The 13474-nt window shown below is 56.5% G+C and carries 12 protein-coding genes; 4 read left to right on the forward strand and 8 right to left on the reverse strand.

Annotated features, from left to right (window positions below):
* On the forward strand, positions 1 to 1269 hold the full coding sequence (locus ACLIIZ_RS06650) for an HD-GYP domain-containing protein (RefSeq protein WP_416691325.1): 1269 nt from the start codon (positions 1 to 3) through the stop codon (positions 1267 to 1269).
* A 449-nt stretch (positions 1270 to 1718) separates the two neighbouring features.
* Here ACLIIZ_RS06650 and ACLIIZ_RS06655 read toward each other — a convergent pair whose 3' ends face one another.
* Entirely contained in the window at positions 1719 to 2648 is a 930-nt protein-coding gene (locus tag ACLIIZ_RS06655; protein WP_416691326.1) for a DUF5677 domain-containing protein, read from the reverse strand.
* 164 nt (positions 2649 to 2812) lie between these two features.
* Between ACLIIZ_RS06655 and ACLIIZ_RS06660 the strand changes: the two genes are divergently transcribed.
* From ACLIIZ_RS06660 to istB, 3 genes are all read left to right on the forward strand, one after another.
* Complete coding sequence (locus ACLIIZ_RS06660) at positions 2813 to 3898, forward strand: IS110 family RNA-guided transposase (protein ID WP_416691327.1); 1086 nt, start codon at positions 2813 to 2815, stop codon at positions 3896 to 3898.
* A 517-nt stretch (positions 3899 to 4415) separates the two neighbouring features.
* Positions 4416 to 5942 (forward strand): IS21 family transposase, encoded by a 1527-nt coding sequence (istA, locus tag ACLIIZ_RS06665; protein WP_416691328.1) that lies wholly within the window; start codon positions 4416 to 4418, stop codon positions 5940 to 5942.
* Positions 5932 to 6708, forward strand: a complete 777-nt coding sequence (gene istB, locus ACLIIZ_RS06670; RefSeq protein WP_416691329.1) for an IS21-like element helper ATPase IstB — start codon at positions 5932 to 5934, stop codon at positions 6706 to 6708. The genes istA and istB overlap by 11 nt, the downstream gene beginning before the upstream one ends.
* A gap of 33 nt (positions 6709 to 6741) precedes the next feature.
* Here istB and ACLIIZ_RS06675 read toward each other — a convergent pair whose 3' ends face one another.
* From ACLIIZ_RS06675 to ACLIIZ_RS06705, 7 genes are all read right to left on the reverse strand, one after another.
* Positions 6742 to 7419 (reverse strand): hypothetical protein, encoded by a 678-nt coding sequence (locus ACLIIZ_RS06675; RefSeq protein WP_416691330.1) that lies wholly within the window; start codon positions 7417 to 7419, stop codon positions 6742 to 6744.
* Positions 7420 to 7513: 94 nt separating this feature from the next.
* On the reverse strand, positions 7514 to 8047 hold the full coding sequence (locus ACLIIZ_RS06680) for a hypothetical protein (protein ID WP_416691331.1): 534 nt from the start codon (positions 8045 to 8047) through the stop codon (positions 7514 to 7516).
* Positions 8048 to 8229: 182 nt separating this feature from the next.
* On the reverse strand, positions 8230 to 8499 hold the full coding sequence (locus ACLIIZ_RS06685; protein WP_416691332.1) for a hypothetical protein: 270 nt from the start codon (positions 8497 to 8499) through the stop codon (positions 8230 to 8232).
* 341 nt (positions 8500 to 8840) lie between these two features.
* A complete protein-coding gene (locus ACLIIZ_RS06690; RefSeq protein WP_416691333.1) occupies positions 8841 to 9983 on the reverse strand; it encodes a TniQ family protein in 1143 nt (380 codons plus the stop codon).
* The gene (locus ACLIIZ_RS06695) at positions 9883 to 10791 is read right to left on the reverse strand and encodes a TniB family NTP-binding protein (RefSeq protein ID WP_416691334.1); all 909 of its coding nucleotides are present in this window, start codon (positions 10789 to 10791) and stop codon (positions 9883 to 9885) included. The genes ACLIIZ_RS06690 and ACLIIZ_RS06695 overlap by 101 nt, the downstream gene beginning before the upstream one ends.
* Entirely contained in the window at positions 10778 to 12604 is a 1827-nt protein-coding gene (locus ACLIIZ_RS06700; RefSeq protein WP_416691335.1) for a Mu transposase C-terminal domain-containing protein, read from the reverse strand. The genes ACLIIZ_RS06695 and ACLIIZ_RS06700 overlap by 14 nt, the downstream gene beginning before the upstream one ends.
* Positions 12605 to 12672: 68 nt before the next feature.
* On the reverse strand, positions 12673 to 13338 hold the full coding sequence (locus ACLIIZ_RS06705) for a TnsA endonuclease N-terminal domain-containing protein (RefSeq protein ID WP_416691336.1): 666 nt from the start codon (positions 13336 to 13338) through the stop codon (positions 12673 to 12675).
* Positions 13339 to 13474 lie beyond the last annotated feature (136 nt).

The following is a 13474-nucleotide window of genomic DNA, read 5'->3' on the forward strand; positions in this document are numbered from 1 at the left end:
ATGCCTGCCATCCACACGATCAATTCGATTCACTGGATGCTGCTGCGCCGCTTGCTGGCAGTCTGGCTGCTGGTCGCGCTGGCGGTAACCGGCATCGGCTACTACATCGAGGTTAATAAATTTGAAGAAGGCCTGGCGGCGATTGCCGCGTCGGAAATGCGCACACTGTCAGCCAAGGTGGCTCCGGACGGGGATAAGGAGCAGCAAGTGCTGGCAGAAGAAACCAAGGATTTCATCCGTAAGCACTATCTGTGGATCAGGGTTTATAACCACCACGGCAGACTGGTCAGGGAACTGTACAACCCAAAATACACGAATCTCACCGAAGCACTGAAAGCAACAATGTCGCCGATGCCACACGATGGCAGGCGGCATTTCGAGACACGGGACATCAACGGCCAGAAGGTCATTCATATCCTCGTTACGCTCTCTACGCCCGAGTCGCCTAGCCCATTGTATTTTGAGGGGGCATTCCTGCTTGATCAGCAAACCCAAGACCAACAGCAAGAAAAAATCTGGCGCATGCTGGCTTTTATCCTGTTTGCCAGCCTGGCTACCGTGATCGCCGTCTACCCCATCGTTCTGCTGCTCTACCGCTCCCTGCTCAAGGCTTCGAAGGATATTCTGCGCGGCAACCTGGAAATTGCTTCTGTTCTTGGAACAGCCATTGCGAAACGTGACTCGGACACCGGTGAACACAACTATCGCGTCACCCTATACGCCATCCGACTGGCCGAAGCAGTTAACCTGCCGATGGCGGAGATGCGTAGCCTAATTCTCGGCGCCTTTCTGCACGATGTCGGAAAAATTGGCATCCCGGACGCCATTCTGCTCAAACCAGGCCGCCTGAGCGAAACTGAATTCGCAGCCATGCGGAAGCATGTTGAACTAGGATTAGACATCGTGGCGCCTTCCCACTGGCTGCTCATCGCTCGCGATATCATTGGAAAACATCATGAGAAATACGATGGCAGCGGCTACCCTCTGGGGCTGTGCGGCGAGGCAATTCCACTTACGGCAAGAATTTTCGCCATCGTCGACGTCTTCGATGCGCTGACCTCGCACCGCCCCTACAAGGTGCCAATGCCAGTCGAAGACGCCGTCTCAATTCTTCTAAAACACTCCGGACAGCATTTCGACCCTGCACTAGTAGGGCAATTCACCCGAATCGTTGCAGATATCCACGCAGAAATTTGTGCCAAATCCGAAGCGGAACTCGCTGAAAAATTGGGCCAATTGTTGCCGGATTATTTCTTGCATGAAACTTAGCTAAATATTCGCGAACAATGAATTTTCAGTGATACCTGAATTGTCATACAACGTCGACTCTCAGTTCGACGAAGAAAGGTTGTGCGATGCCTGGTGGCCAGGATGAACGACTATATTTCCAAACCGTTCAATCCTGAGAGATTGTTTGAGAAACTCTTGCAGTGGCTTCAGCGGCGCAAAGGCAACTGACCGCCACATTGCTGCCCGACACCGATCAGGAGACCAACGTCCGTTCAGGCCGAGGAGCACGAATTGGCGATTCGGCAGCTTCCGGAGTGAAGCGGCCAGTTGAATGACAACGACCCGAACGAATTGGCAGTACGGTTGTAGCCGGGAACTGCCGGATGCCACCTGATTGCTGGCTGCAGGACGGCACTCGACCCAAAGGCGACGGTCATCACTTTGGAAAGCTGACGTTCAACGTTTGAAATCACAGGCGCCGCGCGGCTTCATTGCGCAGCGTCCTGTGGATTGATGGGTTCGGCATTATTTGATTGCTCGTTCCCATCTTCTACCTCGTGAATGGGCGCACAAGGAAAAGCAGTAGACGGCTTGGAGCTCAAGTCTAAGAGTCGCGTGAATATCTTTTCCTCTGCCTTCAGCGGTGCCTGCATATTCTGGTACCCAAAGAAGGCGGCAAGATAGCCGCAGCCGGCATGAAGCACGCCGATGAATATCTCCTCAAGGTGACGCACCGTCGCAGCGTGAAATGCTTCGGTAGTTCTTTCACCGTTCAAGTGTGCAGAGTAGAAATAGCTTGCTCCAAAGGGGGAACCATGAATGATCTCGGATGAAAGAGAGTAGATCAAGCCATAGGCTGCGACTAGGCGAGACGCAGCGCGAGGCCCAGCGAGTTCGCCAACACGCCTAATGCGGCTCGGAACGTCAAGGCTCGTCCAAGAGCCTTTGCCCTTTCCGCAGAACTCAGGAAACTCCCTTAGGAGGGTGGCTGGAGGGTCGGGGTCTGAACGGACCTCAATTGAAAACTCCCCGCTCCCGAACTTCCTGTTGTGATGTCGCCATGCAGCGAAATCAACGTACCGGATGGCACGTGCTGCAATTTCGTTGGACTCGGCCAACAGGTAACTCGCGTTCACAAAGGATTCGATTGCTGAACGTGCCACCGGATATGCGTCTCGAACCGGAATACCACGAAGCTTCGCCATGCGAAGCAACGTTTCAAGCGATTGCCCTGCGGCCATGGCTAGAAATGTACTTGTTCGTCGCTGGCCGTCAGCGAGGCTGCACGTCAGCTTTTCTCCCTCGAAGGTTGCAGGACCCTCAGATGCGACGAAGAGCGCAAGACGAAGAAACTCTTGCTGAAGCATTGCCAGACCGCGCAGAGCATCTAGCAGTGGCAGTTTTTCGCTATCGACCATGGGTGCCGTAGTGATGATGCCGAACGTGGAGTTGAGGCGCCTGCGCGGCTTTTCGCGCAGGTCGCCTCGAATGATGGGATGGACTCCCCCGTCTTTTCAGCGCCCAATAGGCGTTGCCGGTGCTCATGGGGATGGGGATCGGTCTTCGACGAAAGGAGTCCGAAATGCATGCTACTACCGTTGCAGTTGATCTGGCCAAGAGTGTATTCCAGATTGCGGTTGCCGATGACAAATGGAAGGTTGTCGAGCAGTTCCGCCTGACCCGCAGCCAGTTTGAACGCTGGTTCCACAACCGTGATGTGGGGCTGGTTGTCATGGAGGCCTGTGGGTCCGCCCATCATTGGGGGCGCTGGCTCAATGGCTTGGGCATTGAGGTCAAGCTCCTGCCCGCCGCCTATATCCGGGCCTACGTGAAACGGAACAAGACGGATGCCGCCGATGCCTGCGCCTTGCTCGAAGCTGCGCGCTGTGCCGACATCGTGCCGGTGCGCGTGAAATCCGTCGAGCAGCAGGCACTGCAGGGCTTGCACCGCATCCGCTCTCGTTGGATGGGCACACGAACCTCCCGCATCAACACACTGCGCGGTTTCTGTCGGGAATTCGGTCTGGTCGTGCCGCAAGGGGCACGCACGGGCGTCGAAGCGATGAGCCGGGCGCTGGCCGATCCGAAGGCAGCAATCCCGCTGCTGATTCGCGAATCGATGAAGCTGCTGATCGAGGAAATCCGCCTGCTCGAGCAGCGTATTGCCCAACTGGAAAAAGAACTGACTTCGCTAGCCCGACAAAGCCCGGCCTGTACCGAACTGCTGACGATACCCGGCATCGGCCTGCTCACCGCTACCGCGATGGTTGCCGCCACCGGCGGCAGCGTCAGCCACTTCAAGGATGCCCGGCACTTTGCCAGCTGGTTCGGCCTGACGCCGAAAGAGTTCTCTTCGGGCAACAGTCGCAAGCTCGGCAGGATTTCCAAAAAGGGAGATCGCTATCTGCGCATGTTGCTGACCCATGGCGCCCGCGCCGTGCTGCGCGCGGCCGAACTAGCCCGGCGAGCCGGCAAGCCGCTTGATGGCTTGCGAACCTGGGCCACCGAGATCCAGGCGCGAGCCCATCACAACAAGGCCGCTTGTGCCCTGGCCAACAAGTTGGCCAGGGTCTGTTATGCCGTCCTGCGGGATCACACGCCGTTCGGTAGTCCGCAACCCCGGCAAGAAAAGAAACTCACCCGTACGGCCTTTGCCATTGCTGCCTGAAAGGAGAAACCGTGTTCCTGTTCCACCCCTCCCTGCGTTTGCTTTGAGACTGATCGCCCATCATGGCTAATTGGGTCGCACCCACACGGACTGACGCCGTTAACTCTGCCGGCAGCTTGCGTGCCGCTTTGAGCGATTGGCGCTCCGTGGGCAGATTCCATGTCGGCACGGGTCATAGAGAACCCATCTTAGATGCCGGATATACGACTGCATGCGCTATCCAGCGGCCAAAACTATCGATCAGTTTCCTTGTTTTCTGGGGGAGTCCATATACGCAGGGTTAGGTTTCACAGTGGACACTTTGAGAAGTCTCTGGCGAGAAAATACTCAGCGCTGGAAGCGAGGGCATGGCAGTTGATCTCCGCTACCTCAGCGCGAGAGATAACGTCGTTGTCGCTTTGAGAGAAGAGGCTGTTGATTTGCACCTAAAACTGACCCACTAGCAGTAGGTATTTGCATCGAATTTTGACCCACGTACGACACTGACCTGCTCGGGGACGAGCAGGGAGACGAAGGAGTGATCGACGTGGCGTTATTGAGTGTGATCAGGCGCTGGCGCCTGCGGGATGGGATGGCCATCCGGGAAATTGCCAGACGGACGGGGCTCTCCCGGAACACGATCCGTAAGTACCTGAAGCAGGAGGTGGTTGAGCCCAAGTACCCGGAGCGGCAGAGCCCAAGCAAGCTGGACGACTTCGCTCCGAAGCTGACGGCCTGGTTGAAGACCGAGGCCAACAAGAACCGCAAGCAGCGGCGCAATCTCCGGCAACTCTACGCTGACCTGGTTGCCTTGGGCTATGCCGGCTCGTACGACCGGGTGGCCGCCTTTGCTCGGCAGTGGCGGCAGTCCCAACAGGAAGTGGCCCGGACTGTCGGGCGCGGCACCTTCATTCCGCTTACCTTTGCCCCGGGCGATGCCTTCCAGTTCGACTGGAGTGAGGACTGGGCCATGATTGGCCGGGAGAAGACCAAGTTCCAGATTGCCCAGTTCAAGCTCTCCTACAGCCGGGCCTTCTATCTGCGGGCCTATCCGCTTCAGACCCACGAGATGCTGTTCGACGCCCACAACCACGCCTTCCGGGTCCTGGGCGGGGTGCCCCGCCGAGGCATCTACGACAATATGAAAACCGCGGTGGACAGGATTCGCAAGGGCAAGGCCAGGGACGTCAATCAGCGCTTCCAGGCGATGGTCAGCCACTACCTCTTCGAAGCCGAATTCTGCAATCCTGCTTCTGGCTGGGAGAAGGGGCAGATCGAGAAGAACGTCCAGGACTCCCGGCATCGCATTTGGCAGGGCGCACCGGCCTTCGAGAATCTGGAGGCGCTGAATGCTTGGCTGGAGCAGCGCTGCATCTCCCTGTGGTCCGACCTTCGCCATCCCGAGCAGTCGAGCATGACGGTAGCCGAAGCTTGGCAGGAGGAACGCTCCGGCCTTATGCCCACGCCAGCGGCTTTCGATGGTTTCGTCGAACATACCAAGCGGGTGTCGCCTACCTGCCTCATCCACTTTGAGCGCAACCGCTATAGCGTCCCGGCCTCCTTCGCCAACCGCCCCGTGAGCCTGCGCGTCTATGCGGACCATCTGGTCGTAGCCGCCGAGGGCCAAGTCATCACCGAGCATTCCCGGGTGATCGAGCGCAACCACAGTGTCTCCGGCAAGACGATCTACGACTGGCGTCATTACCTCTCAGTCCTGCAAAGGAAGCCTGGCGCCTTGAGAAACGGTGCTCCCTTTGCTGAATTCCCCGACGGGTTCAAGCGGCTTCAATCACAGTTGCTGAAACGGCCCGGCGGCGACCGGGAGATGGTTGAGATTCTGGCCTTGGTGCTGCATCACGATGAGCAGGCTGTGTTGACGGCGGTGGAGATGGCCTTGGACTGCGGCATGCCCTCCAAGCAGCACGTCCTTAATCTCCTGGGGCGCCTGGTGGAACTGCCACCTCCCGCCCCGGTGGATGCACCACAGGCCCTCGCCTTGAAGATGGAGCCGATGGCTAACGTGATCCGCTACGACAGCCTGCGGGAGGTGAGAAATGCAGCCTGAAGCCATGGTCACGACGCTCAAATCCCTGAAGCTCTTCGGCATGGCGCAAGCCATCGAGGAACTGGCCACCCAGGCATCCCCAGCGTTCCTAAATGCCCAGTCCATCCTGGACAGTCTCTTGAAGGCCGAACTCGCCGAGCGGGAAGTCCGCTCGGTGAATTACCAGATGAAGATCGCCCGCTTCCCGGCTTACCGGGACCTCTCCGGCTTCGACTTTGCCCAGAGCGTCGTCAATGAAGCGCTGGTCCGGCATCTGCACCGGGGCGACTTCATGGAATCGGCCCATAACATCGTTCTGATTGGCGGACCCGGCACCGGGAAGACGCATCTGGCCACCGCCATCAGCGTCCAGGCCATCATGCACCAGCACCGCCGGGTGCGTTTCTTCTCCACGGTCGATCTGGTCAATGCCCTGGAGCAGGAGAAAATTGCCGGCAAGCCGGGGCAGATCGCCCAGCGGCTCTGCCATGCCGATCTGGTGATCCTCGATGAGCTGGGGTACTTGCCCTTCAGCCAGAATGGCGGAGCCTTGCTGTTCCACCTGATCAGCAAGCTCTACGAGCGGACCAGCCTGATCATCACGACGAACCTGAGCTTCTCGGAGTGGGCGGCCGTCTTTGGCGACCCCAAGATGACGACCGCACTCCTCGATCGTCTCACGCACCACTGTCACATCGTGGAGACCGGCAACGAGAGCTACCGCTTCCGCAACAGCTCCACCAAGACCAATAGGGAGGACAAAACTAGAAAACCCAACAGCATCTGAGCCATACTGCGGCTCATCCGGGTGGGTCAGATTTCAATGCAAAACCCGGGTCAGATTTGGGTGCAAATCAACAAAGAGGCAAGTTGTCGGCGTGACAGGAACTATCCGAGCGTTTGAGAAATTGTCGGGGACGATAAACTCGCCTTCATCTGCTTTGAGAATTCCCCACTCGGCGTCGGCTAGTTGTCTTCGGACCATGTCGAGATTCATTTGGATATTTATCCCGGCCAGTTGCCTTCCAGGAATCTTCAGATCAGGTCGTATGAAACTGATGTGATGTTTCTCCAGCAATTCCTGTTCGTCTTTCGTAAGATTCCGCTCAAGGGCGACGATACCGTTAATCGGTTGATCCACAATAGGTTGAGACTTCCTGTGTGCTCGAATATTCCAGAGCGCGAAAAAGTCGTTGACTACCGGCTTTTCGAAAAAGCCGATGCGCGTAACCCGTCCGTCAATAATGGCTTCAGCCAACGACTGAAATGCATCTTCGATCTTCTTCATGAATCCTTGCTCCGCGCGCTGATCCCAAGTGCGCTTAGCACAAAAGAGTTGATCGTCCGGGGTAAGGCGAAGCTGTTTCTTGCCAGGAATATAAGAGACAGCAACGCGACCATCGCCGTTTGTAAACCGCGCGATGCTGGCTCGTGGGAATGTGTGTTGCATCACGGTCAGGCCGTGAGGGTTTCCCTTTTGCGGCTTCTCGAATGCCATAGTGAAACCTAACGTTCGACATGAGCGGCAGGCGACCGGCGTAACCGGTTGGCTGTCCGATCGATGGTGAGGTTAGGGCGCATTGCAGCGAGTTTCAGACGCCCCACTGTGCAACGACCCTCGCTGAACGGGTGGCAGGGTCGAAGACAACGTACTGACCTCCCTCGTAGTGTGTCGGGTGGTACAGCATGGGCTGACCACTGGAGACCAAACGCTTGAAGACTGGTGCAGGCACCATTAGTTCGGCGTCCCCTTCATCCATTTCGCCCTGGGGCTTAGGAACTGGCAGTTCACTTCTTGGAACCAGCGCGCGGGATGATGTGTCGTCGGCAAATTTACGCGCCACTTCAGGAAGGTCCGGATCATTCCACTGCACCGCGACGTGCTTCTTAAATGGGGCAAGGTAGCGGTAGAGCACTTTGCCCTGAACGGAAGCGACGACGATGGACAGTTGGGCCGAGTGACACGCGCCTGGCCCAATGCTCACGGTGAGGCGCTCCTTGGCTTGGGGCGATGTGAACGCGATTTGCCGCGTAACCGAGTGCTGGCACGCCGGGTCGGTAAGCGACTGCGCCTGCGCACCGCCGAAGGCTAGCGCAAGTGCGGCTGTGGCAGTACGTAACGGCATTTGATGCGCCTTAACGTTCGACGTAACCGGCCGGCGGAGGCCGAAGGCCGGAGCGAACCTGCAAGCGCAGCTTGCAGGCGGTCCGGTTGACGGAGGGGTTGGGCGTCACTCGCAGCGCAACTGACCAGCAGCCTGACCTTTGAAAGAGAGAAGTGTTTGGGTGCGCGTTCATGATTGGTGGTTTAGGCAAGACGATAAAGCAACTGCACCTTGGCGCACAGCGTTTCTGCACCGTTGTAGTCAAGCCCGAGAATCGAGGGGAGTTTGTCCTTTCCGGGAGTGGACGCACCATAGAGCAATTCCCGGAACGAACCGATTACCGCAAGCGCTTGCTTCTCTCGGATTTCAGCGGTCGCATTGGGCCAGGAGCGGATCACCTGCTCTAAGTCTTCAAAGTCGATTCCAAATAGAGTCGGGCACTCCCAGTCCCAATGGGTTCTCCAGTAGCTCATGGCATGGAGAACCTGCTCTTGTTCCGCTGGCGAAAGGCACGTGAGACTCATGACGCCCAACAGTGTTTACACGGACGCGTGGGTCCGTATAACAATTGATATTGTGGACGTAGGATTGGCTGCTCAAATCGCATTGTTGTCAGCAGCTTAGAGTTCTTGCGGCCAGTATAACAAAGCAATATGCCGAACGGGTCCGAGAGGCGCTACGGCAGCTTTCTGGCAGCATCTTCGAAAGGCCGCTTGTGGCCGATAGCTGCCTACACGCTTCTGGTCGCTACGCTGATATTCGGTGGTCAGGTGCCATGAAATTGGGTGGTCAACTCATTCCACATAAGACCGAATCACAGACCGTCGTTGCCCTTAAGTCCTCGACTCCTCCAATCCGCAAACCGCGCAACGATTTCGTCGAACTTCCGTGGCCGATCATCGAAATCTCGAATCAGCGCACTCTGGGTAATCACTCCAGCATTCCAGGCAGCGGTCAGTCTCGCCTCCAAATCTGCCATGAACCAGAATCCCAGTTGCGCGACGTGGTGGCGCTGGTCCACTGCGCGCGCCTCGAAGGTTCGAACGCCCGACAAAACAAGATTAGGAGCGCCGATTGCTTCCGCAGCGAACCGTCCAAGCGCCACATTCCGGTAGCGCGCCCCAATCATCAAGTGGCACAACTGATGGAGGACGTTGTAGTAACGCACGCCTCGAGGTTTGATGCTCCGTCCGCGACGGTCGAGTCTCAGCAAGGCCACTTCGAATGCCGAACTTGCAGATGGTTCGTAGAGAACAGGCGACGCCGCCGAGGCGAGCCGCAGATCGAAATCGCATTGCCAGCATTGTGCAATTGAGCCCACCCCATCGATCGAAACCGCATTCAAATCACGACGATGAAAAGCAATGGCCGCACCGCAGTTCGGGCAACGATCATGCAGCATTACGTGATGGCGTGGGCACCAGGTGTAATAGGCAACCCGCCATCGCTTCCGAAAATACGGCACCGCATCTTCGGCAAGGCAGGCAGGACAGAATTGCAGGCCATATCCCTTGCGCTTCCACTCGCTGACCTTTAACGGCAGGATCCAGGGCAGCCCGCCCGATTCTTTGTACTGTCTGAACAGGCGCCCTTCGTAGTAACGCAACGTCGTTGCCAAGACCTTGGCGGCCGTCAGCCCGGTATGTGCCGAAAGCTTTTCGATCAGCCAAACCGGCGCCATGCGATCCATGTCGAGATACCAGACCTCGCCTTGGTCGGGGAACAATAAACGCGCAAATGTCCGCAACTTCAGGTCATGGGCGTAGGCCAGACGTACCAACCAACAACTCAGCAACTCATCGGGCAACGGCCGCAAATGCATCGGCCACAGGACTTCCCCGGCAGAGAGGCGACGTCTAGGCAAGGCTGGGCTTGCTACGCCGATCCACCGGGCGAATCCACCGGATCCGCTCCAGCGATGCCAAGGTAATCTGCTCTTCTCCACACTTGATGGCATCAATTGCCGAGCGCTTCAATATTTCGTAAATCTCACCGATCAGGCCTTCGCTCATCCAGATCACCTTTTGGAGAATCTCCGCCTGTTTTAAGTTTGACGTCTTACGAAGCGGGAGGCGTCGTTCAAACGAGGCCAGCAATGAGCCGCCTGCTTTGTTCAGTCCCCATAGCGGCAATGCGGCCGGCACAAACCGGTTCGACAACTGCGGGTCCGTCGAAAAGACCGTGTAGGCATCCTCGATGCCGGCGGCCACGATCGATATCCGCAATTCGTTGCCCAGGTCCTTGATGCCGTTACGGAACTCCCGCTGTTTGACCGCCCCGCCGGTCGTCATATTATTGATTTCATCCAGCAACAGAATGCGCGTCCCCAGTTGCGGCAATATCTTGGACACCGTTCGAATGCGCTCCGCCGGCGTCGCCTTCTCCCGATAAGGCGCACGAACCGACTCGAGTATACGGACACACAGGTCGCCGATATCGGGCCCCAGCGCCGAAACATAGATCACCGGACACTTGGCGGCTTCGCCATTCGGATTGGGGTCTGATGGATGACTCGCCAGAAAATGCTTCAACAGTTGCGTCTTGCCGTTGTTGCTCGGCGCAACCAGAAGCATGTGCGGCATCCGGTCGATCGGCGGATGATTTAAAAGGGTTTCCATATCGCCGAGGATTTCCTTGGCGCGATCGTACCCAATCCAGAAGCCCTGCTGTATGGCCTTGATGCGCGCCTCATTATCCAAGTCAGCAAGCCTGGCAGTAGCTTCACGCAGATGCGGGTATTTGGCAGCACTATCAATCATCGTCATAGGCCGTGACGGCATCCGGATCGTACCCCTTGACGGCAGGTGGCAGAGTTGTGGGTTTGCTTGCGGCGGATACTTTCGGCAACTCCACCGCTTTTTTCTCGCGAGCCCTCGCATGCTCGGCATTGCGTTGAGCCTTCCGCCGCGCTGACTTGGTTTTCGTCTTGGCCACCTCGACCTCCGCGCGCATTTTCTTCGCATAACCGAAGACGACCCGCTCATCGATATTTTTCAGCCCATCTTTGCGCGCGGCTTGTTTCGCTTCCCGGTATTCCCAAAGGCTGATCGCCGGTTGCGACAGGTCGCGATAGTGGATCGGAAAATAGCGTTTGGTGTTCGGATCCAGGAAGTACAGAACGCTGATATCTCTCGGGTCTCGCCGAAAGCGAAACTTGCGCTTGATCTTTGGGTTGTTCGGGTCAACGGCGTTAATCCACGGACGCAATACGTCGGCGTAGTACGTCAGATCCCACTGGATTCCGTATTCTTGGACTGTCCGCTCCTCGAACGGCATGAAATCGATACGCACTTTTTCTTCATCGAGTCGACGCGCGGGCAATCCCCGTCCGGGCTTCCCTTTGGTGCCTAACAACCCTTCTCGATATTTGACCAGCGGACTGGTACCGATCCCGGTATGCAAGCGGTGGTGGTATTTTGCAATAAACAGAACCAACCAGCGCTCCAGTTCTGCCAAAGTCATGATCGCGTGGCCCTCAGAGTCGTACTCGCCTTTCTCCTTGAAATTGCCGAAGGTGGTTCCGGGAATATCCTTAAGTTCCTCAGACACTGTCCCCATCAGGCGTTCGATGTAGGCACCGTAATGCGGAGTTTTCACAGGCCTTAGGTGGAGGTCGATCGTGTATTCCTCGCAAGCGGCTCGGAGCATATTGCCCCGGAACTCCTTGGCATTATCGAGATGCAGAATCCCCATGACGCCCCAGCAGGGCCAGTCGGCCTCAATCCCCCTGTCGGCCAACCATTTCTCCTTAGGCAAGATTGAGTGTGAAAGGCACATTCCGGCCGACATCGCCGAGGGTGGGTCGAGTGACAAGTACATTCCGAGCACAACCCGACTATTAGCATCAATGGAGAACGTTACCCACGGCCGGCCAATGGGTCGTCGCGTCTCGTCGTGAACGATGATCACCGGCAACTCGGTGTGGTCGACCATGACCAAAGACAACGGCCAATCGGCATCGGGAACCGAACCTAGGTTCGGGGCGTGCAACTCGTGCGCCACTTTTCTCCCATATCGATCTTCAGTCATTTCCCGACCGGATTGCCACACAATCCGCAGGCGAACCGTCTGATAATCCGGGACGGGCAGATTGGCCGCCTGACAGCGTTCCTTGATCAATCTGTGGGTCGATGCAACCGAAGGATGAGCATCGGAGCGGTAATAGTCGCGGATAGTGTCGGAGATGATCGTCTCCACAGCCGGATTTTGTAACCGTCCATGCCCGCGCCCACCATCGGGCTTCCTCGGCAGCAAAGAAGACAGCAGCCCCGAGTTCAAAAATTCTCGTCGCCACCGATAGAGAGTGGCCTTGCCGATCCCTTGTTGTTCTGCGATTCGAACCGCTTCTGCCTGTCCTCTTTCGCTAGATGTCAGTGCTTGAATAAGATTGAAGCGACGCTTAGCTTCGCTCCAGCGCTCCTCTGAAACGTCTGCAATATCCAGATCGCAGTTCGTACCCTTATTGGCAGATGACTCGTCCGTCACAATTGGGCGAAGTTCCTTGATGGCCAGCGTCACTAGCTCGCGTGTCTCGGTGTTTCTGGCCAGCACATTCTCGAGATCAAGAATGTGGGTCACCACATACTGGTGAGCGCCACACTTGACTAGACTTCCAGGGAGAATCTGAAGCAGCGGAGCGTTATTTGTCATTCCTCCCCCCGACTCTTAGGCAGTTCAAGAACGACCTCATCCGAAATAGCTTGATTCAGATCGACGACAATTTGCCTTGTTGCAACCAGATGCCAGATCACTGGAATCGTCGTGAGTTGAGCCTCTTCACTGGGGCAAAGGGCATGCAGCAATTTTGTGTAGGTCGCATGTCCGCCTAAGTCGCGGAGCCCCACAAGTACCCGGCTGATCTGCGCCGCCTCCGCTTCGATGTAGTGGTACTCGCGCAAGAACTTAAGAAATGCAAGTCGCTGGCTACGAATCTCTTTGTCTGAGCGAGTTTGAAAGACCCACCCCTTACTTGCTGCCCAGCGCTTTGCCACAGCAAATTTGTTGGCGTATTTGGCCTTGTTTTTCTCAAGATCCTCGGCCGTCTTAACTTCGGCAAGAATCGACTTCTTTGCCCTGGAGGAAGGAGTCTGGCGATAATGGATCAACACATCGGGGACATAGGATTTCGCTTTCCCAGCCAACGGAATCCTGACCGGCTGTTCCTCGAATGACAGTACCTCATCGTCGTACTCGAGCAAGACGAACAAGTCCTTTTCGAGCAAGGACTCGAAACCGAGCATCCGGCCGTTCTTCTGGCTGGCGAATCCTCCGGTCACCCCAAGGTAATTCTTGGGAATTTTTCTGACAGGCAAGGCATTCTCCAATCTAAGATCACGCACTTACCAAAATACTAGACTTAGTATCGCCGACTTACAAAAAATTCTCGCTGACTTCTATAATTTTCAGTGAATTTGTGGCTGTTTTTCTCATTGACTTACCAAAGTCACA

It is taken from the genome of Azonexus caeni (assembly GCF_048146105.1).
Classification (GTDB): domain Bacteria; phylum Pseudomonadota; class Gammaproteobacteria; order Burkholderiales; family Rhodocyclaceae; genus Azonexus; species Azonexus aromaticus_B.